Source organism: Bacteroidales bacterium (genome assembly GCA_031275285.1).
Classification (GTDB): Bacteria; Bacteroidota; Bacteroidia; order Bacteroidales; family UBA4181; genus JAIRLS01.
Genome location: JAISOY010000204.1, coordinates 1 through 26,265 on the forward strand (window position 1 = coordinate 1; position 26,265 = coordinate 26,265).

Here is a 26,265-nt window from a genome sequence, read left to right on the forward strand (position 1 = left end):
GAATACGCTGGAAGAAGTCAACGGAAACGATTGGGACTGTGTGATGACTATTCCGGAAAACCAGTGGGGTTATCATCGTGACTGGTCTTTAACTTACGTAAAAACTCCGTATGACTTGATTGAGATGACGGTAAAAGCCAACTCTCTTGACGGGAATTTTGTGATTAATTTCGGTCCTGACGGACAAGGTAACATCCGCTCTGAGGAAACAAGTATTGCAAAAGGGGTAGGAGACTGGATGGCGCTGAACGGGGAGGCCGTATATGGTGTACATCATTCTGCCCTGGAGAAACAGGATTGGGGTTACAGTACTCAAAAAGGTGACAATATTTACCTTACGGTGTTCAATAAGCCGATGAACAATAAAATAAAGGTAAAGGTGCCGAAAAGCAAGCAAAAGGATATGATCTTTGTAATTGAGGAAGCCGGATTCCTTGTGTCAAAGCAGAAAGCAGTGATTACTGACGGAGGAAGGGATAAGTTCGGTTCTTATTATTATGATATTCTTTTACCGGATAAAACGGTTCAGAAACTAAAAGATCCTTTCGTGATTAAAATAAAACTGAAGGAAGTGGATAAGGGAGATAAAGGGAATTATCAGCAGGCCATCACTTAGGAATGGTTGATATTTTCATGCTCCAATACAGGATGCCTGTAACCGGGTAGGGGATTGACATGTATTTTGATTGAACTTATGTAAGTTATTTTTATACTTTTACATGGTTTTTTAAAATACTATTTTAATGATACGTCAATGCGCCATATTATTTGGCTGTTTAGCATTGGGTGAATTAATCGTCTATTTCACTGGAATCAAACTACCTTCCAGTATTATCGGGATGTTACTCCTCACCCTTTTTCTAGAGTTAGGTTGGATAAAGTTGCAATGGGTCCAGGGCGTGGCTGATTTTTTGGCGGCTAATCTGAGTTTTTTCTTTATACCGCCGGGTATTGCGGTGATGCTGTATTTTGATTTAATAGCGGCAGAGATACTTCCCATTACCATAGCTATTCTGGTAAGTACCATACTTGTATTACTCGTAACCGGATGGGTGCATCAGGTGGCCCGGAAAAAGAAGAAAAGAAATGGAATATCTTGAAAATAAATACTTTTTAATATTTGTGACATTCGGTGTTTTCTTCATTGCAAAACTGATACAGAAGAAAACCGGATATATATTGTTGAATCCGATTTTGCTTACAATAGCCGTATTGATAGCGTTTCTTAAACTAACGGGAATCAGTTACGAAACATATAGTGAAGGAGGGGATCTGATAGAATTCTGGCTGAAACCTGCCATCGTGGCACTTGGAGTTCCTTTATATCTTCAGCTTCGGCAAATAAAGAAACAACTCGTACCTATTCTTCTTTCCCAATTAGCCGGGTGTATTGTCGGAATCGTATCGGTAGTACTTATTGCTCATTTATTAGGAGCAAGCCGGGAAGTCGTATTGTCTTTGGCCCCAAAGTCGGTAACTACGCCTATTGCCATGGAGGTATCCAGCGCAATAGGTGGTATTCCACCGCTTACTGCGGCTGTTGTCGTATGCGTAGGAATATTTGGTGGTATGATCGGATTTAAACTGATGAAGTTATTAAAAATTAACCAACCTATCTCACAGGGGTTATCTATGGGTACTGCAGCACATGCTTTGGGGACATCTACAGCAATGGAAATCAGTAGTAAATACGGAGCATATGCCGGATTAGGGCTTATCCTGAATGGTATATTAACAGCGCTTCTTACTCCAACGATCCTTGAATTATTGGGCTTTTTACCAGCTTAAATGGATTGTTTGATATGTTATTTACATATGAAGTAATTATAAACCCCGATAAAAATTTTGTATATTTGCATTACAATGTACTAATAAGCAGGATTGCAATATATTATAGGATTCAAATATTTAATATCAAAACATATATCTGTTCCAAACAAAAATAACAGATTCCATACACAAGGATCTTCTTATTATCAGGAACAACAAAAATATTTCTAAAGTCTACCCTTATGAAGTGTCTTATTCAAAGGATGGATACCAGGTTTACTGAAAATTACTCTAACCGATAATAATGTATAAATGATGAATTATTACTTTATTTCAGCCAGTGTTGTTTTAATTATATCGTTATTGGTACATACCATACCGGGCAATAAACAATATATCATGTTGAATCCCCGGAAGCATAATAGGGCGGAAGAACGTTTGTTCCGGATATGGTTGACCGGACGCTCAGGTTTCCAGATGGTAACGATCGACCTGTTGTTATCCGCAATATTCATCTTTTTGATGGGAATCAACGTGATAGACTACAATTTTTACCTGGCGCTTTTTATTTCATTATTATTTTTGGGGTATAGTATATTTTGGATACTGACTTTATTCATATCAAAAGCTAAAATATTCTATTTTGTCCGGTTATGTCATTGGTGTATATTTTTGATCGTGTCGGTATTGGTCGCGTTGGGCATGTCTTGTTATCCTGATTAAACAGACATCCGGGAATAACCGGAAAAAGACATGAATAAATGTAGGTTCACAGGTATATGACTCATCTTCGGCAACGATCCTACAACAAATATATGTATGAGGCTTGTTCTCCTGTGTATTTGGTTTTAATATCTGTAATTTTGTTTTTGTTAGAACAATTCTACATTTTCACCATACTATAATAGATTTTCATCGTTTAAATATTTTGAAAACGGGAAGACGATCATGTTACGATCACCTTCCCGTTTGGATTGTCTATATTTTCTTTCCGATATAGAACGTGTAACCATAAAACTCCTTATACTTATGATATAACTGCATCTCATGGCATTGATTAGCGACCAGCTCTTCGGCTGTTTTGTTGCCGGCATGCTTTTCGAGGAATTTTTCCTGTGCTGTGATCTGTGGTTGGTAGAAGTGTTCAATCCAGCAGTTTTCCGGCAGGATAAAGCAGGCTACGGGAACGTATCCGGCTTTTTGCAGCTGGGCCAGTTTATTTGGAATGGTATTTATTTCAGGATAGGCATCTGTCCAGAATTCATTGATTTCGGCAGGACGTTCATCTGTAAACCAGGATACTTCCGAAACAGCGATATAACCGCCTGGTTTCAGAAATTGTCGCCACAGGTTTATTCCGTGCTCAAAACCAATGTTATAGATAGCTCCTTCCGACCAGATCAGGTCTAATTCATCTTTTTTGAATGGAGGTTCATCCATCGAGCCGACTATCCCTTTCATTCTGTTTTGCAGATGGAGGCGTTCCGCATTACTGTTGAACAGGCGGATAAAATCGGGAAACAGGTCCACACCGGTGATCTGGCCCGGGGCATGTTGTGCCAGAGTCATTGTTTGTCCACCTGTACCGCATCCAAGGTCGGCAATAAGGGATTGGTCCGTAAGACCTTCAATGAAACTAAGCGCTTTGATGGTTGTCTCAGGACTTCCCGGTCCCTGGCGTTCTACACTTGAAAAATACTCGCAGATTAAATTAAAGTCGAATTCGTGAATTGACCGGTTAGGCGAGGACGAAGTATGTTCACTCGTTTGATTGGGCGTGAGGTTATTGGATTTATTATCGTTATTCATGATGTTTAAATTTTATAATGATAGGTAGCAACGGAATAAAATTACAGTTAATTGCCAATTGCTACAAATGTATTGATACTATATAAATATGGAAATAACTCCGGCAAGGATCTGCCTGAGCTTGCTAAGGGATAACCGTGACAGAATGTCTACGGTTATTTACTTCACGGACTCCTTCTTAAATTTAAACATCCAACGTTTTTAGTGGTACAAAGATAAGGATTATTTTAACTAACGGCATGATGTACCCGGAATTTATTCGGACTACAGGTCCTTTTTCCTGACAGGATGCCGGACAACGGTCTTTAATTTCTCAGGAGCAGATTTCCGCGGATCGGTGATATAAATTTCGTGGTGATATCGGTTGTCGGTAATATCGATCAGGTAACCGTTCTTTTCGGCATATTCTTCCATTGCCTGGATGGTGGCCGGCTCGTCATCGTAGGATCCTGTATGCATGCACTGTACACATAAACCTTCATGATAGGTGAAGAACTCCACTTTTGAGAAGTCTTTTTTCTTTTTCTTTTCCGCTTCGGCTTTTGCCCAAACGAGATCTTTTTCCTGAACGAAATCAGGAAGGCGTATAACGGAAATCCAATGGAAATCATTTTTCCGGTTGTAATCCATATATGTAAGGCCGTCTATCCACCAAAAACCTTCCAATGGCGGGACTACATATTCAAGAAAGTCATTGATCCGATACCCGCTTTTACCACTCATTTTGATGGTATAAGCAATTCCGTACAGAAGTCCTACAGCTTGCTGATATTCGCCGTCTTCCATATTGGGGTTTCCTTTTCCCCTGATAGCTATGAAATTCATTGCCGGAATTTCAATCATCTCAGATTTCTTTTTTGGAAGATAGAATTCCTTATATTCCTTTTTGTAATCGAAAGCCATAAATCGAGTTTTTATTATATAAGTAATCTAAAACAATTAATGTCATATTTTCAGAACGTAATCCATTTGACCAATGTGACATAAGGAAACAATAAATAGCACTGAGTGCTTAATAAGTGGATGTTCATAATTAGTTCACATTATCGCATTTTCTGTTTCCCCCGCTCATACAGAGGTGTTACACCAGGGAGGCCTGAGCTTCCGGAAGCGAGTACCAGCCCTGCAAAGTGAAGGGGCAATCCGGAAGCTGTCTGAGCCGTCAGGCGAACTAAGCGGAGCGATCTCACCGGAGGTAGTTCTTCCGGCGTCCCGTAGCGTGCAGTGACTGGTCGCTGAGGAAGCAAGCCTTGATTTTTACTCACCATAGATAATTTATATGGTGTTCGTGAGACCACTTCGCTCAGTTGCTTCTTTTTATCAAGAAAAAGAAGGTTAAAAATGATTCCATATATGTATGATATTATTTTGAACAATTACTTACAAAGATATATCATGTTGAATAAACAGGTTTTACCATTCTTGCTAAAATCTACCTGATGAAAATGATAATGGTCCATATGTCTTTTATGGTCTGAATTCTACAAAAAGTGATAAAGATACCCCCGGTAGTATATTCCCGGGTATGTATCCGGGATTAGTCTTTCAGGTTAAATCCCGGATTATTCCCTACCTTTACCCTATGAAAAAATTAGTAATTTTCGGATGCGGGCGTCTTGCCCGGATTGTGGTCAATGCCGTCCTGAACGATCTGTTACCCGAATATGATTTAGTCGGAGTATATTCCCGTACAGCGGCGAAAGCCGATGAATTTGCTGCGGTAATGACACAACACGGCAGACCTTGTAAAGCGTACTCAACACTGGAGGAACTGTTGGCATTAAGGCCTGATTACCTAGTGGAAGCGGCATCGCCGGCTGCGATGAAATCTCTTACGCTACCTGCGCTGATGAACGGTACGTCTATAGTCACCCTGTCTATCGGGGCGTTGGCGGATACTGTTTTTTATAAGGAGGCTATCGAAACAGCTAAGAAGAACGGAACCCGGATATATATTGCTTCGGGTGCTACGGGCGGGTTTGATGTGTTGCGCACGGCTACGCTGATGGGAAATGCAAAAGCTTGTTTCTTTAACGAGAAAGGCGTGAATGCATTGCGAAGGTCTTCGGTTTATGATCCTGTGATGGAGAAGGAAAAGCGGATTGTCTTTTCGGGTACTGCCCTGGAAGCTATCGGTGTTTTTCCTACGGGTCTGAATGTTTCTGTTGCGGCATCGCTGGCATCGGTGGGGCCGGAAGATATGCAGGTAACCATGCAGTCTACCCCGGGCTTTGTAGGTGATACGCAGCGGGTTGAAATAAAAAACGACCAGGTACATGCCATGGTCGATGTTTACAGTGCTACTTCCGATATTGCGGGATGGTCGGTCGTAAGTACGCTGATCAATATTGTGTCACCCGTTGTATTCTGAAAGGTTTTGGAGGACTTTTTCACTCAACCGGTCGAATGCCTGACGGGTGCGTCCGGTAGAAACCTGCATACAACGTACATGTGGATCGGAGAGGAGATGCTCACCGCCGAGTGCGCCGATGGTGTCGCAAAAACAGAGGTTATCACCTTTGAGCCATTGGAGGAAGGGAGCTTCGTCCCATGCAGGTGATAATCCTGTGTTGAAAAGTATCTTTTTGTTTCCGAGTTGACGGAATTCTTCTTCGTGTATCAGGATTGTATTTTTATTGAGGCAGCACACGACTACTTCACTTTGTTTAAGCACTTCACCTATGGGTAGGTAGCGATATCCTTTGGCGCGGGCTTCTTCTTTCTCGCTCCGGGAAAAGTAGGTAATATCGGCACCGAAGAAATGAAGGGCGTCGGCTATCATTCCGCCAGACTTTCCGAGTCCGATGATGCCGGCTTTAAGTCCGGTTATTTCGCGGGACATACCGTCCCAGGGCTCTTGTCCGAACCCGTGCAGGCACCGTATCAATTCACTGATAACATATTCAACCACTCCTTCATCGCCATAATCACGGATACCGGTGACGGTGATTCCGCGGCTATTGGCATACAAAATGTCTACATTGGCGCTTTCGGGTGAGTAAAGGGAACAACACATGCCGATGTATTGTACGTTAGGGCATTTTTCAAGCGCATACTTATTGATGCGGGACGTATAACTTAGCAATACAGCATCAGCGTCCCCGATGCGGGCGGCGACTTCGTCGTCGTTGGCAGGGATGTCGGGATACATAATTACTTCCCTGGCGAAGGTATGAAGGGTTGCTTCGGCTGAGGGAATAAGGCTGATGGGTTCGATGGCGACGAGTTTCCGGAACATGGGTTTTATGGTGTTGTTTTGTGTACAAAGTTAGGGTGTTTTCGGGGAAATAGAAATTTATATCTGTCCGGTGTTTTTAATTAGGGATATTTTCCGGGAGATCGAAAGGGGAGAAACAGGAAAGTCCTTCTTTATAACCGGGCTCATATGTATCTTTGTGGCATGAAGGAATATATAAACATAGGTAATGATCCAGATAAAACCATTCCTGCCATTCTTTGGGGAGATTCCGGTGACAGGATGATGATTGCTGTTCATGGGGATCTATCGAATAAGGAAGATACGATCATAGAACTACTGGCCAGGACCCTAATACCTAAAGGATATCGCGTTTTAAGTTTTGATCTGCCGGAACACGGCGAACGTAAGAACAGAGAATATGTATGTAACCCGCAAAACTGTATTTCCGATCTTCAGGCAGTTGATGCTTATGCAAGATCAATAAGTACCGACATCAGTCTGTTTGCTTGTAGCATAGGCGCTTATTTCAGTTTGTTGGCATTTCCAACACATGATATCCGGAAATTTTTTCTCCTTTCTCCGATCATCAATATGGAAAACGTCATACAAAATATGATGGCTGGATTCCAGGTCAGCGAACAGAGATTGAGGGATGAGAAAAAGATACTTTTGCCGATAGGAAAGACATTGGATTGGGATTATTATACTTATGTGAGACAGCATCCGGTAGATAGTAACCTGAATTCTGCTATTGCTGTATTGTATGGGAGTAAGGATACGCTTACAACACAGGAAGAGATAATGGTTTTTTCTGAAAAAAATCAAGCAGTACTGACTATAATGGAGGGTGGCGAACATTTTTTTTCATCAAACAAACAGTTGTCGTTTTTTGAGGCATGGTTGAATGAAAATTTGTGAGATTTATTTTTCATGTTAAAAAACAGGAAATACCTGTTGAAGATTTTCTCCAACAGGTATTTGTCATAGCGTTGAGCGGAATTTGTAATTACTTGCATGAGGGCTTCGCCGTTCCGCTCTAAAATAGCTTTTGGACAGCCCGTCCCATTGTCTGATTATAATTTTTGGATCAATGCAGCAATGCCTAAGGCGCATTCTGCAACGCGTTCATCATTGACAATGCTGAGATTGTCTTTCGGAGTATGGGTTATCTCCTGACATTCCATATTCTCGATGAACCATTGGGAACTCACCGCAACAGCAGGACGATTGTTTTGCAGGAACAGGCTGTGGTCGCCCTGATACCATGGAAGTCCTTCTTTTATTCCCGGAGTATCCCAGATCACTTCATGCAGGGTATCGAGGATATTTTCCGGGAGATCGAAAGGGGAGAAACAGGAACCCCCTTCCTTATAACCAGCTCCGTCTATGTTGATATTCAATAGTATATCGTTAAAGTGACCTGCGTTCTGTTCGATGTACTTAATTTGTCCGGGTGCGGCATAATAGTCTTCTCCGTTGAAAATAACCAGTTCGACAGGGTATTTACCGGGATCATTTTTTAGCAGTTCGGCCAATGACAACACTACTGCCACTCCCGTTCCATTGTCGATTGCGCCCGGAGTGTCGATTTTAGTATCTATGTGGGCGGTGATAACGATCCGGTCTTTGGTTTGGTCATTTTTTCTACCGATCACATTGAACGCTGTTTCGGGAATGCGTTCCGCCCTGGAGATCAGTTCTACGGTTTGACCAGTACAGAAGAGTAATTTCTCACCTTCGGTATCTTTCATGTAAACCGAGGGAATATCGAAGTCACCATCTTCAAATAATGGGAACGGGTAAACACCTCCTGCTGTTGCTGCGTTTCGTTCTGTGGCACAGATCAATGCCAGTGGTTTACCCTTCTCCAATACAGAAATGAGGTGTTGGTGCTCTTCAGGATTCCAGAAGGGAAAGTTCTTGGGGGCAATTTGCTGGGAAGCAATTTCTCCGTATAGCAATACGATTTTATCCCTGATCCCGGCCTTTTCCAGTTTGTCCATGGTATTTACGGCTACCATTTCACCTTTTACAGAACAGCCTAACGAATAATGGGAGGAAAAGACTTCGAATGATTGTCCGGCACAAGTCAGCGTTGCGCCTTCTGTCTTCCAGTCTATTACCGATAGTTCAGTCGCTTCGGTCTGCCAACCGGATACTTCCAATACCTTTTTAGCGTAAGAGGTAGCTTTGCGGTTTTTTTCGCTTCCTACGCGACGTTCTCCGATATCGGAACACAACACTTGCAGGTGTGATTGGATTTTTTCTGTTAATGCCTTTTTGTCCATAACTTGATTTTTAAATGATGATGGGGCAAAAGTACTCTTCGCGAAAGAGCTGGAATTGTAAAAAAAAGACAAAAACAGATGTTTCTTAACTGAAATAATCAGAATGAGGTGGGCATACGGCAAGGAATTCGGTTGGTGTATAACCGGACAAAGCCTTGAATTCTTTAATCAGGTGTGATTGATCATAATAACCGCATTCGTAAGCCAGGGAAGTTAGACTGGTCTGTGGTTGTGTTTCAAGAATATGTAATGCCCTCTGGAAACGGATAGTTCGGGAAAATTCTTTGGGGTTGGCACCGACATACTCGGAAAAAACGCGCTTGAATTGTTTCGTGCTCAGGCAGGCGGAATCGGCAAGGGAAGTGACATCCGTTTGTCCGGAATTAATCAGGCGGATGGTGGTTTCTATCCGTTTCAGGTTATGTTCCGCAATACTGCAAAATCTTTTCAGAAGAAACTGATTGATCAGCAGGATACACATCTGGTCATCTTCCGTATTGGCAATGTTTTTTTCCAGATCCGACAGTTCCTTATCTCCCAGGTCATTTGCCGTTACCCTCAGGTCGTTGATCTTGTTCATCGGCAGGTTAAAAAACGCCCGTACCCCAACAGGGCGGAACACAACGGATATCATATTGATTTGCCCGGTATACTCCAGATCGGCGAATGTTTTCTCATGTCCGCTGAGAAAAGCCTGTGGGTGTAGTTCGTTTTTATGAACCGATAACAGACGGTTACCCCGGTGAAATATCAGGTTGATCATCCCCGTAGGTACTGTTCGCGCCAGGGTAGCGGAATCGCTGACTGATTTTAACAGCCAGTAGCACTTTATGTAGGGTGCCAATAAAGGAGTGGGGTGTATGAATCTGAATTCTTCCATTCGCTGCACACAATTATTCCGGCAAATATAGACGCTCGCCGGAACAATGAATTGTAAAAATAAGACATTTTATGGATATCTTTTACAAAATCAGTATTGGTTTAACAGGATGGCCGGATTTTATGATGTTGCCATACACTGGTATTCTAAATCGTTGATATTAAGTAATACCAATAAATTAATGTTATATTTAATAACTGTATTTAATTCGATCAATGCAATTCAAGAGAATAATAAATAGCACTGAGTGCTTATTTCATTTCAGTATTAAATCGTTGATATCACTCATGTGCAAATTCAGATGGGAAGAGTAGCCTTTGATCATTTCTTCCAGGGTTACTTTTCTACCTTCAAAGTCGGTCCAGTAATTGTTGAGCTTTGATTGGTCAACGGTTTCTATCAGGTGGATGATATGCAGGTTAAAATACTTCCATAATTGAACCAGGTTTTCCCAATCGGCATGCTGGTAATCCTGAATAGCTATCCAACGGTCATTATCCTGCGTATAATCGGGAAAAATCAAATGATCATTGTATTGCAGGCGGATGATCCTTTGATGGTTGTTTGACGCGGAGTCGATCAAATGCCCGAGTAATTGCTTGATTGTCCGGTTTTGATGATTCCTTTTTTCCGTAATTCCTTTTTCAGGTAAAAGAAGCAACTTTTGTTCCCATTCATTGATTACTTTCCTGATCTCGTCTGTATAAATACTAAAATCTACGTTCATGGTTTTTATTATAATGTGTCTGATTCTTTATTCATTACGGCACTCCATGTGTTGACGAGTGAGTCGTTATCATAGAGCGCTCCCTGTGTGTAACAGGTATCTGCTTCCCTGCGGATGATTTCAAAACCGTTGAGTGAAGTTTCTTCTATTTTAAATTTAGAAAATACGGTATTCCTGTCAATATTGAATATGCCGGTCTGTTTTCCAAGTTCCGGATTGAAAGATTCGAAGATCAACTCCGATGGAGAAACCCGGGTAATTTTATAATGGTTGCTTCTTTTTATGCTTTCCAATTGTACCCAGCTTTCATTGGTTATTTCCGTTCCATGAATACTAATCACAGATTCGCCTTCTGCAAAGGATATTTTCCCATCCGGGGCGACAAACTCCGAACTGGTTTTCCAGATAGCAGATTCTGACAGAAAATGTTTCATATTCCCTTGGAATGTATCTCTCTGTTTTTTATTCATATCGTATCCTGAACTTCATTTTATTTTTTTGCTACGACAAACATCTCACTATTGGAAGTAAAATTGTTATCAGTTAATATATGATGATGGATAGTGACTTCTGAAAATCCGGTTTCTTTCAGAATCCCGGTTATTTCTTCTTGCGTATAATACCGGTCCCACACAATAAAATGTTCCTGTTCACCTTTGATCAGCAGATGGTATTGATAGGCAAAAGCCCTGCTTTCCGGATAATGAAATGTTTCGCTTAAAAGCAGGTATTCATTTGCATGCCAGAAACCTCCGTCAGGTTGGTAATGCCAATTTCTGCCCTCTTCCTGATCATTGGTCAGGGCTTCTGTGAATACGTCAAATATGAATACACCTTCTTCTTCAAGGGATTCATATATATTCCGCAATAATTTGTCGCGATGGGTATCCGAATGAGTGCCCAGATCGCAATAAATCATGATCACCGCATCGAATTTTCCATCAGGATAATTTTTGATATAATCACCTTCAATGTATTGAATGTCTTTATGTTGTTTTCTGGCATATTCGATAGAAACCTTATTGAGATCTATTCCTGTAACGAAATAACCTTTGTCCTGGAAGAAAGAAGTATATAACCCCGGACCACATCCCAGATCCAGCAAGCGTGTCTGTTGTTTTGTATTTACAGATATGAAATCCGTAATTTTTATCATCGATTCTTTCCTTCTGCTTGCTGCGTCTGATAACGGATTCAAATGTTCTTTCAACATTTGTTGCCGGATGTATGGATCGGTCCATATATCATTGTCCGTTTTTTCAAATAGTGCAGGTCTTTTATGAGTGATTTTCATCTGATGTGTTCCGATTTTTTGCTATTTATATTTTTTACATCTTTGAACGATACAGTTTAAAATAATGGCACATAGAATAGGAAAAATCCGGGTTCCGGTAATTATTTCCTGACAACTTCTGTCGAATGTCAATATCGACCGTATTTATTGACTGCTAATATATAAATAATCATGATTCCTGTTATCCAATGGATAAATCTTTCCAAAATATTACTTATTATGAACAAATGTTCATAATGTTGTGTGTGTTTGTAAGTATATGTCGGAAATTGGTTTATACTATTTCACTCTTCTTTATTCACATTATAGTATTATTTTTTGTGGTGTTCATGAGGGCTCACGCCGTTGCCTTGATGCAAAGAAGCAAAAATCAAAGCTAACGCCAGTCTTGGCTAAAAATCTTCCGTTTCGGGTAAAACAAAATAACTATCTGCGATGAGATCTAACGCTAAGTTCGCTATCGCTCATACAGATTTTGTTTTTGATACCCTTCACTTCGGATTTTCTTAACGCCGACTGCCGTAGGCCGAACCCGGTATACTTGATATATTTTTTAATGTAGAATTATTTATATTTTGTACTTATCGGTTATACATTTGCCTGTTTTTGAGATATCTTTTGATGACCGGATATTTTATAAGATTTATTCTATGGATGCCCTGAGCCTGATGGTGGAAACAGAATTGCCGGGATCATTGCAGATAAGCGTGATCACATCGTTCACAGTACCGGCTTTATCTGTTGCATTGTAAGTGACGGTGATATCTGCGGATTTTCCGGAATTGATTTCTGATGGACTTTGGATTTTTACCTGAGGACTGTTGGATGATATTTTCCTGATGAATAATTTACTCTTTCCCTGATTGGTAATTTTGATCGTATGTTCCGATTGACTGTTTCTGGCGATTTTTCCTGCCTCAATAATTTTTGTATCGAGTGAAAGGGTAGGGGCATTCATTATTTCAGCGGGTTTCCATTGGGAAAAATCTTCTTCTACGTTTGCCGTTACCGTCAATTTGTATTCTTTGGATGGATCGTCATTCAGTATCATGCTGATTTGTTCCGAGATAAATCCCCAATCCTTCTTTTTAGGAGAACTGTAAGTGATACTGATCTTAGCTTTTTCTCCCCCTTTTACTGTTGAAGGAGTTGCACTTGCCTGAATATACGCAGGAAGACGTTCAAATGAGATTTTTACCGGTGTTGAGCCGGGATTCAAAACGAAAGTTTCTGCTGTTTTTGTTTCCCACGCATACATCTTGTTCAATGCTACATGCATATCGCTGAGTTTGAGTGGCCCTGCAGGATATCGAAAGGTTTCGGGCGGCTTGCGTTCTATCGGTATGACTTCGCCGAGTAAACGGAGTGTTATTTGCGCCGGTTTGGCATTGGTGATAACATAAGCGGACTTATCTATCTTACCCGGGCGTCCTTCGATATCGTAGGTGATGCGCACAAAACCGGATTTGCCTGGGTTTACCGGCTCTTTTGTCCAGTCAGATGCAGTACATCCGCAATTAGTCCTGACATTTTGCACCAATAATGGTGTTGTTCCGGTATTTTTAAAAATAAAATCATGGGATGCTTTATCCCCCTTTTCATTTATTTTTCCAAAATCATGGGTGGTTTTTTCAAACTCGATTTTTGCCTGTCCATTAACTATATGGCCTGCCATAAGTAATACAAGCAGGGTCGTGAATATATTTTTCATATGTGTATCTTTTATTCTTTAGGATCATATGAACCCGAAGGCTCAACGAAGTTAAACCCTCATTTTTTATTAATTCCCTTGCGGTCGTTGAGCTTCGGTTCATACTCTTTGACGGCTTTAACTTATGAAGGTTTCATACCGGTTATTCTTTATATCTCCTGAACTGGTGAAAAGCAAAGGCATAAAGCACCAACGCGAACAAGAGTATATATACCCTGTTGGTTTCATTTCCATCAACAAGTTTCCGGATGGAATGACTCATCAGGTTGTCGGGCAGTGATTTTATTTCCGGCATATCATTGTAATGCCACTTATCGATAATGGTACCTTCTTTGAGTAAAACAAATCCCGGATTTGACCTGATGATGGTTTTAAGGGTAATATCGTCTGTATGGCAAAATTCGAAATCTAACTGCCAATCTTCCCTGAGCGTTTCTATCTCGTCCACAAGTGAGGATGTAAGGCAATAAAACCCATATCCTTTTTCATGGAAGTAACGTGCAAGTTCATTGGCTTTGACCAATGCGGCCTTATTGGCTTTTTCCAAACGGTGTGCTACTACCAGCATCGTATACCCTTCATGATACAATATATTATCTGTGATGTCGACACCTTCGGGTGTTATGATATTGAAGTCGTGAATGGGTGGTTCATATCCTTTTTCAATCAACTCTGTTTTCGAATCTTTCCATACCCATGTACTATCGTCCCAGGGATAATTTTCTTCAGTAAATTCTTTCACGACACCCTCTTTTTCATAATATAAGATGGTGCGGAATTTATCGGTGGGCATTCCTTCGGGAATAATCATTCCCTGATTGATATCCGTTCCGATTTTGTAAGGACGGAAATCCAGGATAGGCAGGTGGCGATATGAGTATACGGTGATTCCGAAGATGAATACGACACTTCCTGCCAGCCATATCCATTCGGCCGCAGCGGAGTATGCCGGAGTATATTTGTTCCTGTTCAGGAATATAACAACAGCCAATGCCATTAATATGATGTTCTTATAAAAAGTTTCCCAGTTGGTTAATTTCAGCGCATCACCGAAACATCCGCAATCTGAAACGGGATTTGTCAATGCAAGGATAAAAGTGAGAATGGTGAAGAAAACCATAAAAAGTAATACCGACCAGGAAGCTTCTTTCATTCTTGCGCCAAGTACCAGTGCTATACCTATTGTAAACTCGGCCGCATTAAGCAATACAGCCAGAGGAAAGGCAAGCGGCGAAAGGGCAGGCATGCCGAATGCCGTAAAATAATCGATAAATTTATAGGTGGACCCCATGGGGTCCACCCCTTTGACGAATCCTGAAAAGATAAATACTGCACCAAGGAGAAGGCGTGCAATGATTAACAGATTCCTGATCATACCTTTGAATAATTGTAACAACTATTTTTTATCCGCAGTTTGGGCTGTTACTTTTCCACGTAGCCGCAAAACTATAAAATCGGGACTTCCTCCGGAAAAGTATACTGTAAGTGACTTATTGAATGTGGTAGCGCCGGTCGGACTGTAAGTTGCTTTTATGAGTCCTTTTCCACCCGGAGCGATGGGTTCTTTACTCCATCCTGAAGTAGTACAACCGCACGAAGTGGCCACTCTCTGGATGGATACAGGTTCTTTTCCTTTGTTGGTGAACTCGAATGTATAACTCTGTGCTCCGTCACTTTGTACGATACTGCCGAAATCATGCTCCAGTTTTGTAAAAACTACGGTGGTGTCGGCTTTTTGAGCATTGACTGCTGCGATCATAGTCATGCAGGCAATCATTAAAAGAATTCCTTTTTTCATAGGTTTATTTTTTAATTTTTATTGATTTTAGAATATGGTGCAAAGTTCGTCTGCAATCTTTTGTTTTTGATGCTTTTCGATTCAAATGATGGTCTTTTTATGGTCAAATTTTAAACAGATAATAAAGGGTAATGTTAAATAAAGGTCATCTTTATGTCAAAATATTTTTGCAAATATCTGTAGGCTAGCAAAATGTATTTACTATTGTTTTGTTTGGGAAACTTAAAATCGTAGAATGACTTATATTTGCATATGCAATTTCATAGAAAATATTCTTATTCTTTCCTGTTTTTACTTCTGGGAATCGTTTCTTTATTAGTATTACAATCTATCTGGATTTGTCATTCTTATAAAGCGGAGCTCCGGCACATCATATCCGAAATCGAGGATGCTTTTGACCTTGCCTATCAGAAAGAGCAAACTTACCGGGTACCGGTTGTAGATATTATCACCCCGGGAGAATTAACTATTCAGGGTTGTGGAAAAGAGGAAATATTAATTGTCAGGAAATGTTTTGATTCGGATACGATTGTATACCATAATATTTCCGGACATTCCATCGAAAGTTTTATCAGCCGTGTTTTCCATGATTTAAGGGAACAGATGGTGCCTATGAATATCTACTGCCTGTCCGATTTGTTTGCCGGCATGTTGTATGACAGGAATATCCCTGTTTCGTTTGTGATAGAACGGTTTGATACAGGAACAGGAACAATTCTGGAGACATCATTATTTCCGGACGAGAAACAACGGGAAATGAATCCGGAACTTTCCATTGTCTCTGAGATTTCGGATACAGAAGCGGTACGCGCTATTCTTCAGGTTTCCCCGGCTACTGTGTTTGGGAGAATGAACGGAACATTGATATGTACCATTATCCTGGCTATTTTTACATTGGCCTGTATGGTTTTCCTGTTTTGTAAAAGACAAAAAGAAGAAGGTCCGGATATAATGCAACCGCCTGTCACCTCTCCTGAACCTCTTCAGGAAAATGGATTTCAAATCGGACAATATCATTTCGACCCGGGGAAAAATGAATTGCAGGGATTTGGCGAAGTGATCCAGCTGAATAAGAAGGAAAATGCTATATTGTATGCATTATGTATACAGCAGGGTAATGTGGTTGAACGGAATGCTCTTCTGGAAGAAAACTGGGGCAGTAGTGGAATGATATATTCAAGAAGCCTGGATACTTATCTTACCACACTACGTAAATATCTGAAAAAAGATCCTTCTATTCAAATTGTTACGGTAAAAGGGGTGGGATATAAGCTGGTTAGTCCGTAATTATCCAGCCTCGGATAACCAATTACTTTCCGGGATTTCTTACAATAAATCAGCTATTAAAAGGTAAACATAGGGGCAAGACCATACCGGATAATTTTCAGGTGATTGGGAATATGTCCCAGAAAAAGGGAAAGAAAATATTTAAGCCGGATGCATTCGTCCTGTTTTTCTGAAGATAATAACTTTTTATCAGATAATATTCTGATCATTAACTCTACCAAAAAGACGGCCTTGTCAATCGGTTTCATTAATCGTACGGTTTTCTGCCTGTCCAGGGGCTGATGCGTATTTTTATAGTTTTCAACCACCAGGTCAAAGTTAGAATGATATTTCTTAAAGATTTCCTCAAGATCCTTGAGCATCTTTTTTATATCATGCTGGTTTGATGGAGTCAAAATGTCCAGTATTTCAAAAAAATCCTGCTCAATACGGGGAATAATATCTTGTTGGGTGTATTCATGAATTTTTAAAATATACCTTAAAGAATCATCGAAAGACATATATTCTGGATAATCTTCCTGCGTATAATCATCGGATGCATAAATATTGGCGATAAACAGAAGAATATTGTGATCCACTTTATTGAAGGCACATACATCTTTTACTGAGGCGTCAGGACAAAACCCCAATTTCACCCCTAAAAGAGAAAGTGTGATATGTAAACGATAATCTTGATACAACAAGTCTGATAACCGCATATCAGGATGAAAAAAGGTATTTTGTGCCATTTATCGTTCGATCTTAAGTATTAAAAGACATCTGTATAGGTAAACATGGGCTTGAGGGCATACTTCATCAATTTTTCGTGCTTGGCGATATGTATCGTGAGAAAAGAGAGAAAGTATTTAAATTGGGAACATTCTTCCTTATCAGGTAGGATTTCGATCATGCGTTTTATCCGGATAACGATTTCATCAATTTGCGCCAATAATACTTGCGTATTGGTTGCATCCAAAGACTGATGAGTTTTTCTATAATTTTCAAGTACCTGATCAAAGTCGGAATGATACTTATTGAAGATACTGAAAAAACTTTTAAGCGTTTCCTCCATTTGTGTCCTGTCCGAAGGAGAAAGCTGGTTTTGTACAGACGCGAATCCTTGCTCCGTATGGGGAAATATTTCTTTTTGTGTATAATCGTGAACTTTAAGGACATACCTTAGGGAGTCTTCAAAAGAAAGGGACTCGGGATAATGTTCAGGGCTATAATTATCAAAAGTATATATATTACCAAGGAACAGGAAAAAGTTATGATCAACGTTATTTAGCGCACAAACCTCTTTTATGGTTGCCTGAGGACAAAATCCCAACTTCACGCCAACAAACGAAAGAGTCATGTGCAAACGATAATCTGTTTTTAATACTTCTGATAAAGGCATATCAGCATGATAAAAAGCATGTTCGTCCATCTATCTTAATATTAAATACGACAATTATTAAAATATAAATTAACCGGTTGTTAAGCACTCAGTACTATTTATTGTTTTCTTAAATTGCATTGATCAACTTAATTACGGTTATTAAATGTAACATTAATTTGGTGGTATTACTTATTACTTTTTGGTAAGTCTATTTTCTTCCACCCCTTCTCTTGTAATTACTACCGGCTTAATCAATCCGTTTTCATCAAAAAACATCTCTTCGATACAGGTCTCCCGGTAATTCCCATCTGTCTCTGTTATCGGGCGACGATGATAGACGATGTAATATTTATCAGACTTCGGCTCATGTATCACCGAATGATGTCCTGAACCGTTTGCTATCTCCGGATCCGGCTGTAATATTTTTGCAATTCGCTTGAATGGTCCGAACGGACTGTCAGCAATCGCGTAGGCTACAGCGTAATTAGGCCCTGTCCAGCCTCCTTCCGACCACATAAAATAATATTTCCCGTCGCGGATGAACATAAATGGTCCTTCGACATAATTTTCAGGGGTAACTTCCTTAAATATTTCACCGGAAGGCAGCGGTTCGAATCCTGTAAAGTCCTTATTCAGCTTGGCTACATTACAATGGCGCCATCCGCCGTAGTACATGTAATAACTGCCGTCTTTATCCTTAAATACATATTGGTCTATCGGCTGTGCTCCATTATGGAATTTATCGATCAACGGTTTTCCCAAATGGTCGCGGTAGGGTCCTTCCGGACGGTCTGCAACGGCAACTCCAATGCCCCCGTATTCCTGGTCATTCTGGATATCATTACCTGCAAAGAACAGGAAATACTGATTATCCTTCTTAAGGATAGCGGGCGCCCACATAGCTCTTTTTACCCAGGGAACCGCCACCGTATCTATAATACGGCTGTGTTTTGTCCAATGAATCAGGTCAGGAGAAGAAAATGCGTCCATAAAAACCTGTTTGTGGTATGGGGCGGAATATGTGGGATAGATCCAGTATTGATCGTCAAAAATAATCCCTTCCGGATCAGCATACCATCCGGGGAAAACCGGATTACCGGCTCTGGGTTTCGGCTTTTGTTCACAAGCCACTAAGACAGTACAAATAAGAACAGCGATAAAAAGAATCTTCTTCATGGTGTATGATATTTTAAGTAATGTAAAACAATTAATGTTGTGCTTTCTGAATGTAATCCACTTGATCAATGCGGCTTAAAAAAATAATAAATAACACTGCGTGCTTAGTGGATTTTAATGATTAATATTTTATGCTTACAGATTTAAATTGTCCATTAGTTGCGCCTCTTACCTGGATACCTGCCATCGGTGCCCTGTCCCATTGCGGTAAATCAGATACATGTATCTGCTCTCCGATGTTTTGTCGCTTTCCGTCTTTGAAATAGCCGAACTGGCAGTATTGCCCGAAACGGACATTCACAAAAAGCATAACTGATGATGCCTGATTTATTTCCGAAGATAAGACAGTTCTTTGTCCGCCCGATACTTTCCATAATTCTATTTTCCCATCACTGGAAGATATACCTACAGCATTGTCTTTGGTGCCATACAGGCATATTCCGGTCTGTACAGGAGAAGTTTCCGTCTCAGCAGAGAGGAAATAAGTGCTTTTTCTGGGGCGTACCCCCAAAAATGTGCCGGTCGGGGTTTCCCTTCCTATGAGGGATAAATACCCGTTTGCGAGTTCATATACCGGTTTCTGTGAAACATCCCATGTCCATTCTTTATCCAGCTCTTTTGAAGAAAAACGATCTTCAAATCCGGAAATTTCTTTTTGGATGGTTCCGGAATAAGGCGCTTCGGCTTGCAAAGAAGGGGTTTTGCCATAACGGAAATACGGCCATCCTGTTTTCTTATCCCAGAGGATTTCATCTAATAACCCCTGCCGGCCGGTAAATATATTAGTTGCGGCATTGTATGCGTGATACAGTAAAAAATAACGTTGACCCGGGGTCGTGACCAGTGTTCCATGTCCGGGACAACGCCATTGGTCACTACTATGAAGGATCGGATTGCCGGAATATTTTTCCCATGGACCTTTGACGAACTTTGCTCTTGCCACTCCTGTCATATAATTGCAGTTAGGACCGCAACAACCGTTTCCGGCATAAAACATATAGATATATTCACCATGTTTTACCAGGCATTGTCCTTCTGCACCTCCGGCTTCCCAGTCATCGCGGTTTGCAGTGATCAAAGAAAAAACCTCTCCTTTTAGTTTCAGTCCGTCCGGAGATAATTCCGAACCCAATATCTCAATATCGCGTCCCTGATCCAGTCCGTATGCTTTCCAGGTAATATACAGTTTTCCGTCAAGTTCGATCACAAAAGCGTCAATGGCTTCATTGGTCCATTCAATGATCAATCCATGATCTGTAAATCCCTTTTTGATATCTTTCGTTGTTGCTACACCGATATAAGATTTACGGTCTGTTTTCCGGCGTGCCGTGTAATAGACAAAGTAAGTCCCTTTATGATAGAATAGTTCCGGTGCCCAGTAACTACCCATGGTCCAGTCCGGCATCTCTTTCAATAACGGACCGAGATAGGTCCAGTTGATCAGGTCTTTTGACTCATAGAGCCTGTATGGTAAAGCCCATTCGGATGATGTTCCGGCAGCATAATAGGTGTCTCCCACACGGATTACTGTCGGATCGGGATAATCGCCCGGAATTACCGGATTCCGGTAGGTCGTTTCCTGGGAAAAAAGCTGAAACGAACAAAATGTAAGAATAAAGAAAAATAAGGTCTTCATATGTTGATGTTATTTAAAAACAGGTGCAGGTGCGGATAAAGATGGTGTACCTCCCTCAATGTAAGGCCATCCGTCATTGTCCCATTTTACCTGGTCTAATAATAAAATCCTTCCTTTGGGATGCTCCACATCTACGCCATGATAAAGAATCCAGTCATTACCTTTATCATCCTGCACTATTTCGGAGCAATGCCCGTTACCTACGAACCTGTCGTTTTTGTTGATAATGATGTCATAACCGTTTTCCATCATAGGCTTTCCGGATTTATCCTTATACGGTCCGAATAATGATCCGGAGCGGCCGCATACCAGACGGTAAGTGCTTTTCACGCCTTCACAGCAACTACCAATGGAAGCAAATAGAAAATAATCATCCCCTCGTTGATGAATGTAAACTCCTTCGAAGGCATTACCAGCCACTCGTTTTTTTTCAGCGCCTTCTTTTACGGATAAACCGTCATTAGCCAGTTCAATTCCGTAAATTCCGTTAAAACTACCCCAGAATAAATATTTCCTGCCGTCTTCTTCGATGTAAAACTGATCGATGGAATTACGTACTCCTATTTCATTGCTTCTGAAGATTTTCCCATGATCCGTGAAAGGCCCTTCCGGCCGGTCCGAAGTGGCGACGCCTATACCGCAGGTATTTACTCCACCCCATACCGACATGGAATAATATAATACATACTTTCCATTGATGTAATTAATGTCCGGGGCCCATAATCCGGCCCTGGGTTCAAAATTAGGACGGGTTTCCCTGGTGAATGCTGTTCCTACAAATTCCCAATCCACCAGATTTTTCGATTTATAAATAGGTGTATTGCGAATATCTTCTGTCGCATATAAATAAAACCAATTATCCGGGGTACGGATAATTGTCGGATCCGGAAGGCTAGTTGCCACTACCGGGTTGTTATAATATTTTTTTTGCTGGCTATTTCCTGAAAAAGGAAAAATACAAACTGCAATCAATAATAGGAGAAATTGTTTTTTCACTGTTTAATACTTTATAATTTTCCAGACAATAATCGTTCTATCTTGTTTCCAATCATTCATGTAAAAATATCTTCTGAATCTATATTTTCCAAAATATTAATAGGTAATTTTCACGGCAACACCATCCGGATGATTCTCGAATTTCATTAAAACCGTACTGCTTGGGTCATCCCATTCCCATTCGACATCGTGAGAAATGTTATTGTTGATATACGATATGGTACAATCTTTCGGCTTACGGGGTATGAAGATACGCATCACATTTGATGTTTCAACAGGGCTTTTTGCGATGAAAGAATACTCATTTGAAGAATGTGCCTCATCACTTACCCGTGCTCCTGTAGCTAATATACTTACTTTCTTTTTATCGGGAGTATGATCCAAATTGTATAGCATGGAATGATTCCCCGGATGTACGGTTTTTTGTGTCAATATAGGTAAATCCGGATCAAAGAGATCTATAAAAAGCCCGTTGATTACAAAAGGATCGTTGCTAATACTTTCGTCCATGACAGAAATAAGTTCATACGGACCGCGGCGTAAATGGAAACTATTTTTGGTTTCCAATTCTTTTCCGTTAGATGATTTTTTATATAATTCAGACACTGCACCGAATAGTTTCCTGTCCGAGTCCGGTTGCAACACAAAATCTTTCGGGTCATGCCGGATAATACGAACCATTCCTTTTCCTGCCTTATATTCACCTTCCTCAGGAATAAGGCCCAGACCGAGTTTTTCAAAAAGATGTGCGGATGCTGTCGGATAATTATTCGGATCCTGATTCCACCATTCCGAAATATTTTGGAATGGATCATTGTCACTTCCGTTATAAACAAGTATTCCTCCTTTTTTTACCCATTCGGCGAGGTACTCATGGGCTTTCCCATCTAAGGGTTTCATGTTGGAATAAGTCATCAGAAGTATTTTCGTATCAGCCAATGTATTTTTATAACCAAGATTTTCTATATGGGCAATGCTTACCGGTATGCCTCTTTTGAGGAAAGGCAGCACATGTCCATAAAAATTACTTAACTGGGGATCATCGTAACCCTTGTGTATAGGCAGCCGCTGAAACATGAGGGAATTTCACATCAGGACGCTTATTCCATGTGATCCGCTCACTCTGTTATCCGATAAAGGCATATCATTAAGCGTATTGATCATCACATGCATTTGTGTGGAATAGCTGCGGGGAATACGGGCTTTTTCCTTACTACCTGCAGATACGTTGTAGAGTCCTTCGTATATCCTTTCCGGCCATGGCATGATTTCATAATTATCAATACCGGGATAAAGAAGTTGTGCCGTGAAGGTCGCCTGGTAATTACGGCGGTAATCTTCCCAATCGCGTGGCCAGTCTTCTATAGGATCGGTAAGAAAGAACATTTTACGTCCTGTAGGAGCAGTCATCGATACCATACAACCATATTCGAGGAAAGCCGTTTCAAACACACGTTCTTTATGTATTCCCTGATAATAATTCGGTTCTCTTGAAGTACCCGTCCACACCTGTGCAATATATCCGTCCACACAAGGTAGTGAAGCCAGGCTTGCTTCAGGGCTTACAATGCTCCATTGCGAATAGTTCAACAATGAATGGGTCGGCACATAGCAACGGATATTCATATCTTTACTTTTACCATACTCTTTGGCATAAGTAAATACATCTTCTACTGCACGGTAATACAGTTCGTATTTCAATTTATTCGATAACCAGGTGTTTTCAGGGGATTCATGTTGAGGCCGCCATGGAAACCCATAGTATTTCTGCCATTCGCGCTTGAATGCTTCGCTGTAGCCTGCACGTGTCCAGAATTCCGGTTCTTCCATATATATCGCGTCGATCCCTGCATCAATCACCCTTTTTATATGGTTCTCCTTCAGGTACGACAGGAAATTTTCCGAAGGCACAATATAGGGGACCATATGACCATGCCATATAGTATCACCATTCTGTTGTACCTGTCCTTCATCGAGGTGTCGTTTTCCGTCCCACTTGCCTGTAAAATAATCCTGGTATTCCCCCCAGGCGATCCCTGTCATAAAATGGGTAATATATCCCTTTTCCTGCCATGACTTTACACGTTCTTCAAAGGGAATACGTCTGGATTTGTCGCTGGGATTACCGCCAACACCATAAATGATGGCAACGTCTCCCCGGTTATCGATGGTTGGTCGCCACTCCCGTGAAGTCTGGAAAACGGTTTTTTCCTTTCCCGTTGTTTTACTTCCCTTATTGACCGCACATCCGGAATACAGGAATCCGGTGGTCAGGATTAATAAGGATATCCATATTTTATTCATGAAATCGGGATTCCTATCCATCAGATATCATTTGTTTTGAATTTGTTATCAGGCATGAAATGGTAGATTAAAAAACTGCCTGAAAGTTACAAATTTTCAGGCAGTTTTGCACCAGGAAGTGTTATTTTTTTTGTTCCGGGGTTTTGCTGAAAATAGCTTTGACCCGTTTCATATCGAATTTTGTCGAACGGTCATAAAAATAAATCCCGTTCTGTTCCTGTTCCACATCGGTTAGCTGGGTGTAACAATATCCCCAGACATGTTCGGATAGTGATAGAACAACATCCACTTGTCCCTCCAGGCGGGTATAGAATTCTTCCAGGGATGCAGGCGGTCTTCCGTATCCCCATGACTGTGTTTGTGAGTTCTCCATTTGTTTTTCCTGGTCCTTCACCCATTTTATACCGCCGAATTCGTCTATTAAGTAGGGAATGGTACCGTCATAAACAGGAAAAGCATAATTTGCATTATCGCGCAGCCCATTGAATCCAATATTCATTGCCGGTGTTTTTTGTGTCCAGTTCGGTCCATTGGCAAATACTCCGTTATTGTAGATTTTGTTTTTCAGCTTTTCCGGATCTTGTTCATAATCGTGTATGGTCCATATATCGGTTTTAATATGTGTTCCTCCACTGACCACATGTACAGGACGCGTCGGATCGAGGTTTTTGGTAATGTTGTATAAATCTTCGGACAAACGTGGGTATTGTACCTTGTCGGGCCAGAATTGCTCATTCATAGGTGTCCAAATCAACAGGGAAGGATGGTTGCGGTCACGTAAAACAATTTCAGACCATTCCAGGATGAAGTTACGGGCGACTTCGATATCATTGACATCCATGCCCCAGCTGGAAGCTTCCCCCCATGTGAGATAACCTAATTTATCCGCCCAGTAATAGAATCTCTCTTCGAATACTTTTTGGTGTAACCGGGCACCATTGAATCCGGTTTCCATAGATAATTCGATGTCTTTTTTCAAAGCAGCATCACTGGGAGCGGTCCATATGCCGTCCGGATAAAAACCCTGGTCGAGCACCAGGCGTTGATAATAGGGTTGGTTGTTCAGATAAATTTTATTCCCTTCAATATGGATCTTACGCATTCCGGTATAGGCGTTTACTTCATCCAATATGTTCCCTTTCTCATCCAGGGTTTGGTATACCAGATCATATAAAAAAGGACTTTCGGGACTCCACGTCTTCACATTTTTGACATTCAGTACTACTATATTGTTGTTGGATGCTTTGACGGTCTTTGTGGCGACCACCTTTCCGTTATCTTTCAGGGTTACTTTGAAATCATTCCTGCTTTCCCTGTAAAACTGCGGCTGTATGACCACCTGCTTCTGGTCGATATCCGTGATGATCTGTGCCGATCTCAATGCGTTCGGATGAACCGCCTCCATCCATACGGTCTGCCAGATACCGGTAGTACGTGTGTAATTGCAGGCATGAGAAGCATATTGCAGACATTGCTTTCCGGCCGATTGCTTGGTTGACCTTACATCACTGGATGCATATACGACCAGATTATGCGTTTTACCGGGTTCTACCAACTTGGTAATATCTACGGAAAAAGAAGATGTCCCCCCGAAATGACGGGCGGCAAATTTGCCATCGATATAGATTTCGGAATTGAAATATACCGCACCGAAGTTAAGCTGAATATTTTTACCTTTCCATCCGGCCGGAATGGAAATATTTCTCTGATACCATATATGATTGATGAAATCGGTATACCCTACACCTGATAATTTACTTTCCGGTGCAAAAGGAACGATGATTTTTCCGTCGAATTTTGAAGCTGACGGATAGCCTTTTTCAAGTCCCGATCCTACAAAATCGAAAGTGTATGTCCATTCGCCGTTCAGGTTTGCCCAATCCTTTCGTTCGAATTGGGGACGGGGATATTCGGGACGGGGCATATTTGCCTGTGCAAACATAGCAATGGATACCACCGCCAATAATGTTGTAAAGAATATTTTTTTCATGTGAATAAAATTTAATTTTTAATGGTCATATGTAATATCC

At 40.9% G+C, this 26,265-nt stretch carries 25 protein-coding genes and 1 pseudogene; 7 read left to right on the plus strand and 19 right to left on the minus strand.

Going from position 1 to position 26,265, the window contains the following annotated elements; all coding sequences use genetic code 11:
- From LBQ60_20035 to LBQ60_20050, 4 genes are all read left to right on the plus strand, one after another.
- On the plus strand, positions 1-616 hold a 616-nt coding region (locus tag LBQ60_20035; GenBank protein MDR2040216.1), incomplete at its 5' end, for an alpha-L-fucosidase.
- 127 nt (positions 617-743) lie between these two features.
- Positions 744-1,100 (plus strand): CidA/LrgA family protein, encoded by a 357-nt coding sequence (locus LBQ60_20040; protein ID MDR2040217.1) that lies wholly within the window; start codon positions 744-746, stop codon positions 1,098-1,100.
- Positions 1,087-1,788 (plus strand): LrgB family protein, encoded by a 702-nt coding sequence (locus LBQ60_20045; protein MDR2040218.1) that lies wholly within the window; start codon positions 1,087-1,089, stop codon positions 1,786-1,788. Before LBQ60_20040 ends, LBQ60_20045 begins: the two co-directional genes overlap by 14 nt.
- Before the next feature lie 294 nt (positions 1,789-2,082).
- Entirely contained in the window at positions 2,083-2,493 is a 411-nt protein-coding gene (locus LBQ60_20050) for a hypothetical protein (GenBank protein MDR2040219.1), read from the plus strand.
- Positions 2,494-2,748: 255 nt separating this feature from the next.
- Here LBQ60_20050 and LBQ60_20055 read toward each other — a convergent pair whose 3' ends face one another.
- The 3 genes from LBQ60_20055 to LBQ60_20065 all read right to left on the minus strand — a co-directional run bounded on the left by LBQ60_20055 (position 2,749) and on the right by LBQ60_20065 (position 4,844).
- A complete protein-coding gene (locus LBQ60_20055) occupies positions 2,749-3,579 on the minus strand; it encodes a methyltransferase domain-containing protein (protein MDR2040220.1) in 831 nt (276 codons plus the stop codon).
- A 264-nt stretch (positions 3,580-3,843) separates the two neighbouring features.
- Entirely contained in the window at positions 3,844-4,482 is a 639-nt protein-coding gene (locus LBQ60_20060) for a GyrI-like domain-containing protein (GenBank protein ID MDR2040221.1), read from the minus strand.
- 140 nt (positions 4,483-4,622) lie between these two features.
- Positions 4,623-4,844, minus strand: coding sequence for a hypothetical protein (locus LBQ60_20065; GenBank protein ID MDR2040222.1), 222 nt, complete (start codon positions 4,842-4,844; stop codon positions 4,623-4,625).
- Between the two features lie 317 nt (positions 4,845-5,161).
- On the opposite strand from LBQ60_20065, the gene LBQ60_20070 reads away from it, so the two are divergent.
- On the plus strand, positions 5,162-5,950 hold the full coding sequence (locus LBQ60_20070; protein ID MDR2040223.1) for a DUF108 domain-containing protein: 789 nt from the start codon (positions 5,162-5,164) through the stop codon (positions 5,948-5,950).
- Here LBQ60_20070 and LBQ60_20075 read toward each other — a convergent pair.
- The gene (locus LBQ60_20075; GenBank protein MDR2040224.1) at positions 5,933-6,817 is read right to left on the minus strand and encodes a dihydrofolate reductase; all 885 of its coding nucleotides are present in this window, start codon (positions 6,815-6,817) and stop codon (positions 5,933-5,935) included. The two genes, LBQ60_20070 and LBQ60_20075, sit on opposite strands and share 18 nt — an antisense overlap.
- A 162-nt stretch (positions 6,818-6,979) precedes the next feature.
- Here LBQ60_20075 and LBQ60_20080 point away from each other — a divergent pair, with 162 nt between their 5' ends.
- The gene (locus LBQ60_20080; protein MDR2040225.1) at positions 6,980-7,696 is read left to right on the plus strand and encodes an alpha/beta hydrolase; all 717 of its coding nucleotides are present in this window, start codon (positions 6,980-6,982) and stop codon (positions 7,694-7,696) included.
- Positions 7,697-7,851: 155 nt separating this feature from the next.
- On the opposite strand, the gene LBQ60_20085 is transcribed toward LBQ60_20080, so the two are convergent.
- The 8 genes from LBQ60_20085 to LBQ60_20120 all read right to left on the minus strand — a co-directional run bounded on the left by LBQ60_20085 (position 7,852) and on the right by LBQ60_20120 (position 15,476).
- Positions 7,852-9,066, minus strand: a complete 1,215-nt coding sequence (locus tag LBQ60_20085; protein MDR2040226.1) for a M28 family peptidase — start codon at positions 9,064-9,066, stop codon at positions 7,852-7,854.
- Between the two features lie 85 nt (positions 9,067-9,151).
- The gene (locus LBQ60_20090; protein ID MDR2040227.1) at positions 9,152-9,946 is read right to left on the minus strand and encodes a helix-turn-helix domain-containing protein; all 795 of its coding nucleotides are present in this window, start codon (positions 9,944-9,946) and stop codon (positions 9,152-9,154) included.
- Positions 9,947-10,202: 256 nt separating this feature from the next.
- Entirely contained in the window at positions 10,203-10,673 is a 471-nt protein-coding gene (locus LBQ60_20095; GenBank protein ID MDR2040228.1) for a DinB family protein, read from the minus strand.
- An 8-nt stretch (positions 10,674-10,681) separates the two neighbouring features.
- Positions 10,682-11,107 carry a hypothetical protein gene (locus LBQ60_20100; protein ID MDR2040229.1) on the minus strand — a complete coding sequence of 142 codons (426 nt, stop codon included), beginning with the start codon at positions 11,105-11,107 and terminating at the stop codon, positions 10,682-10,684.
- A gap of 56 nt (positions 11,108-11,163) precedes the next feature.
- Positions 11,164-11,967 (minus strand): class I SAM-dependent methyltransferase, encoded by an 804-nt coding sequence (locus LBQ60_20105; GenBank protein MDR2040230.1) that lies wholly within the window; start codon positions 11,965-11,967, stop codon positions 11,164-11,166.
- A gap of 643 nt (positions 11,968-12,610) precedes the next feature.
- On the minus strand, positions 12,611-13,678 hold the full coding sequence (locus LBQ60_20110; GenBank protein ID MDR2040231.1) for a DUF1573 domain-containing protein: 1,068 nt from the start codon (positions 13,676-13,678) through the stop codon (positions 12,611-12,613).
- Positions 13,679-13,820: 142 nt separating this feature from the next.
- Positions 13,821-15,053, minus strand: coding sequence for a DoxX family protein (locus LBQ60_20115; protein ID MDR2040232.1), 1,233 nt, complete (start codon positions 15,051-15,053; stop codon positions 13,821-13,823).
- A gap of 21 nt (positions 15,054-15,074) precedes the next feature.
- Positions 15,075-15,476, minus strand: a complete 402-nt coding sequence (locus LBQ60_20120; protein ID MDR2040233.1) for a DUF1573 domain-containing protein — start codon at positions 15,474-15,476, stop codon at positions 15,075-15,077.
- 252 nt (positions 15,477-15,728) lie between these two features.
- Between LBQ60_20120 and LBQ60_20125 the strand changes: the two genes are divergently transcribed.
- Positions 15,729-16,763, plus strand: coding sequence for a winged helix-turn-helix domain-containing protein (locus LBQ60_20125; protein MDR2040234.1), 1,035 nt, complete (start codon positions 15,729-15,731; stop codon positions 16,761-16,763).
- 56 nt (positions 16,764-16,819) lie between these two features.
- Here LBQ60_20125 and LBQ60_20130 read toward each other — a convergent pair whose 3' ends face one another.
- The 7 genes and pseudogenes from LBQ60_20130 to LBQ60_20160 all read right to left on the minus strand — a co-directional run bounded on the left by LBQ60_20130 (position 16,820) and on the right by LBQ60_20160 (position 26,225).
- Positions 16,820-17,491, minus strand: a complete 672-nt coding sequence (locus tag LBQ60_20130; protein MDR2040235.1) for a hypothetical protein — start codon at positions 17,489-17,491, stop codon at positions 16,820-16,822.
- A 20-nt stretch (positions 17,492-17,511) separates the two neighbouring features.
- Positions 17,512-18,171 carry a hypothetical protein gene (locus LBQ60_20135; GenBank protein ID MDR2040236.1) on the minus strand — a complete coding sequence of 220 codons (660 nt, stop codon included), beginning with the start codon at positions 18,169-18,171 and terminating at the stop codon, positions 17,512-17,514.
- Between the two features lie 144 nt (positions 18,172-18,315).
- A complete protein-coding gene (locus LBQ60_20140) occupies positions 18,316-19,299 on the minus strand; it encodes a glycoside hydrolase family 43 protein (GenBank protein MDR2040237.1) in 984 nt (327 codons plus the stop codon).
- Between the two features lie 121 nt (positions 19,300-19,420).
- Positions 19,421-20,935 (minus strand): glycoside hydrolase family 43 protein, encoded by a 1,515-nt coding sequence (locus LBQ60_20145; GenBank protein ID MDR2040238.1) that lies wholly within the window; start codon positions 20,933-20,935, stop codon positions 19,421-19,423.
- A 9-nt stretch (positions 20,936-20,944) separates the two neighbouring features.
- Positions 20,945-21,907, minus strand: coding sequence for a family 43 glycosylhydrolase (locus LBQ60_20150; protein ID MDR2040239.1), 963 nt, complete (start codon positions 21,905-21,907; stop codon positions 20,945-20,947).
- A 120-nt stretch (positions 21,908-22,027) separates the two neighbouring features.
- Positions 22,028-24,235: pseudogene (locus LBQ60_20155) on the minus strand (hypothetical protein).
- Positions 24,236-24,356: 121 nt separating this feature from the next.
- Entirely contained in the window at positions 24,357-26,225 is a 1,869-nt protein-coding gene (locus LBQ60_20160) for a beta-glucuronidase (protein MDR2040240.1), read from the minus strand.
- Positions 26,226-26,265: the final 40 nt, after the last annotated feature.

What these genes read in the sequence shown, in the direction of transcription:
- LBQ60_20145 (MDR2040238.1), bottom strand. Translation starts at nt 20,935, where the DNA reads ATGAAGACCTTATTTTTCTTTATTCTTACATTTTGTTCGTTTCAGCTT.
- LBQ60_20160 (MDR2040240.1), bottom strand. Translation starts at nt 26,225, where the DNA reads ATGAAAAAAATATTCTTTACAACATTATTGGCGGTGGTATCCATTGCT.
- LBQ60_20055 (MDR2040220.1), bottom strand. Translation starts at nt 3,579, where the DNA reads ATGAATAACGATAATAAATCCAATAACCTCACGCCCAATCAAACGAGT.
- LBQ60_20115 (MDR2040232.1), bottom strand. Translation starts at nt 15,053, where the DNA reads ATGATCAGGAATCTGTTAATCATTGCACGCCTTCTCCTTGGTGCAGTA.
- LBQ60_20070 (MDR2040223.1), top strand. Translation starts at nt 5,162, where the DNA reads ATGAAAAAATTAGTAATTTTCGGATGCGGGCGTCTTGCCCGGATTGTG.
- LBQ60_20120 (MDR2040233.1), bottom strand. Translation starts at nt 15,476, where the DNA reads ATGAAAAAAGGAATTCTTTTAATGATTGCCTGCATGACTATGATCGCA.
- LBQ60_20110 (MDR2040231.1), bottom strand. Translation starts at nt 13,678, where the DNA reads ATGAAAAATATATTCACGACCCTGCTTGTATTACTTATGGCAGGCCAT.
- LBQ60_20140 (MDR2040237.1), bottom strand. Translation starts at nt 19,299, where the DNA reads ATGAAGAAGATTCTTTTTATCGCTGTTCTTATTTGTACTGTCTTAGTG.
- LBQ60_20080 (MDR2040225.1), top strand. Translation starts at nt 6,980, where the DNA reads ATGAAGGAATATATAAACATAGGTAATGATCCAGATAAAACCATTCCT.
- LBQ60_20130 (MDR2040235.1), bottom strand. Translation starts at nt 17,491, where the DNA reads ATGGCACAAAATACCTTTTTTCATCCTGATATGCGGTTATCAGACTTG.
- LBQ60_20060 (MDR2040221.1), bottom strand. Translation starts at nt 4,482, where the DNA reads ATGGCTTTCGATTACAAAAAGGAATATAAGGAATTCTATCTTCCAAAA.
- LBQ60_20075 (MDR2040224.1), bottom strand. Translation starts at nt 6,817, where the DNA reads ATGTTCCGGAAACTCGTCGCCATCGAACCCATCAGCCTTATTCCCTCA.
- LBQ60_20135 (MDR2040236.1), bottom strand. Translation starts at nt 18,171, where the DNA reads ATGGACGAACATGCTTTTTATCATGCTGATATGCCTTTATCAGAAGTA.
- LBQ60_20100 (MDR2040229.1), bottom strand. Translation starts at nt 11,107, where the DNA reads ATGAAACATTTTCTGTCAGAATCTGCTATCTGGAAAACCAGTTCGGAG.
- LBQ60_20095 (MDR2040228.1), bottom strand. Translation starts at nt 10,673, where the DNA reads ATGAACGTAGATTTTAGTATTTATACAGACGAGATCAGGAAAGTAATC.
- LBQ60_20040 (MDR2040217.1), top strand. Translation starts at nt 744, where the DNA reads ATGATACGTCAATGCGCCATATTATTTGGCTGTTTAGCATTGGGTGAA.
- LBQ60_20125 (MDR2040234.1), top strand. Translation starts at nt 15,729, where the DNA reads ATGCAATTTCATAGAAAATATTCTTATTCTTTCCTGTTTTTACTTCTG.
- LBQ60_20045 (MDR2040218.1), top strand. Translation starts at nt 1,087, where the DNA reads ATGGAATATCTTGAAAATAAATACTTTTTAATATTTGTGACATTCGGT.
- LBQ60_20050 (MDR2040219.1), top strand. Translation starts at nt 2,083, where the DNA reads ATGATGAATTATTACTTTATTTCAGCCAGTGTTGTTTTAATTATATCG.
- LBQ60_20085 (MDR2040226.1), bottom strand. Translation starts at nt 9,066, where the DNA reads ATGGACAAAAAGGCATTAACAGAAAAAATCCAATCACACCTGCAAGTG.
- LBQ60_20090 (MDR2040227.1), bottom strand. Translation starts at nt 9,946, where the DNA reads ATGGAAGAATTCAGATTCATACACCCCACTCCTTTATTGGCACCCTAC.
- LBQ60_20105 (MDR2040230.1), bottom strand. Translation starts at nt 11,967, where the DNA reads ATGAAAATCACTCATAAAAGACCTGCACTATTTGAAAAAACGGACAAT.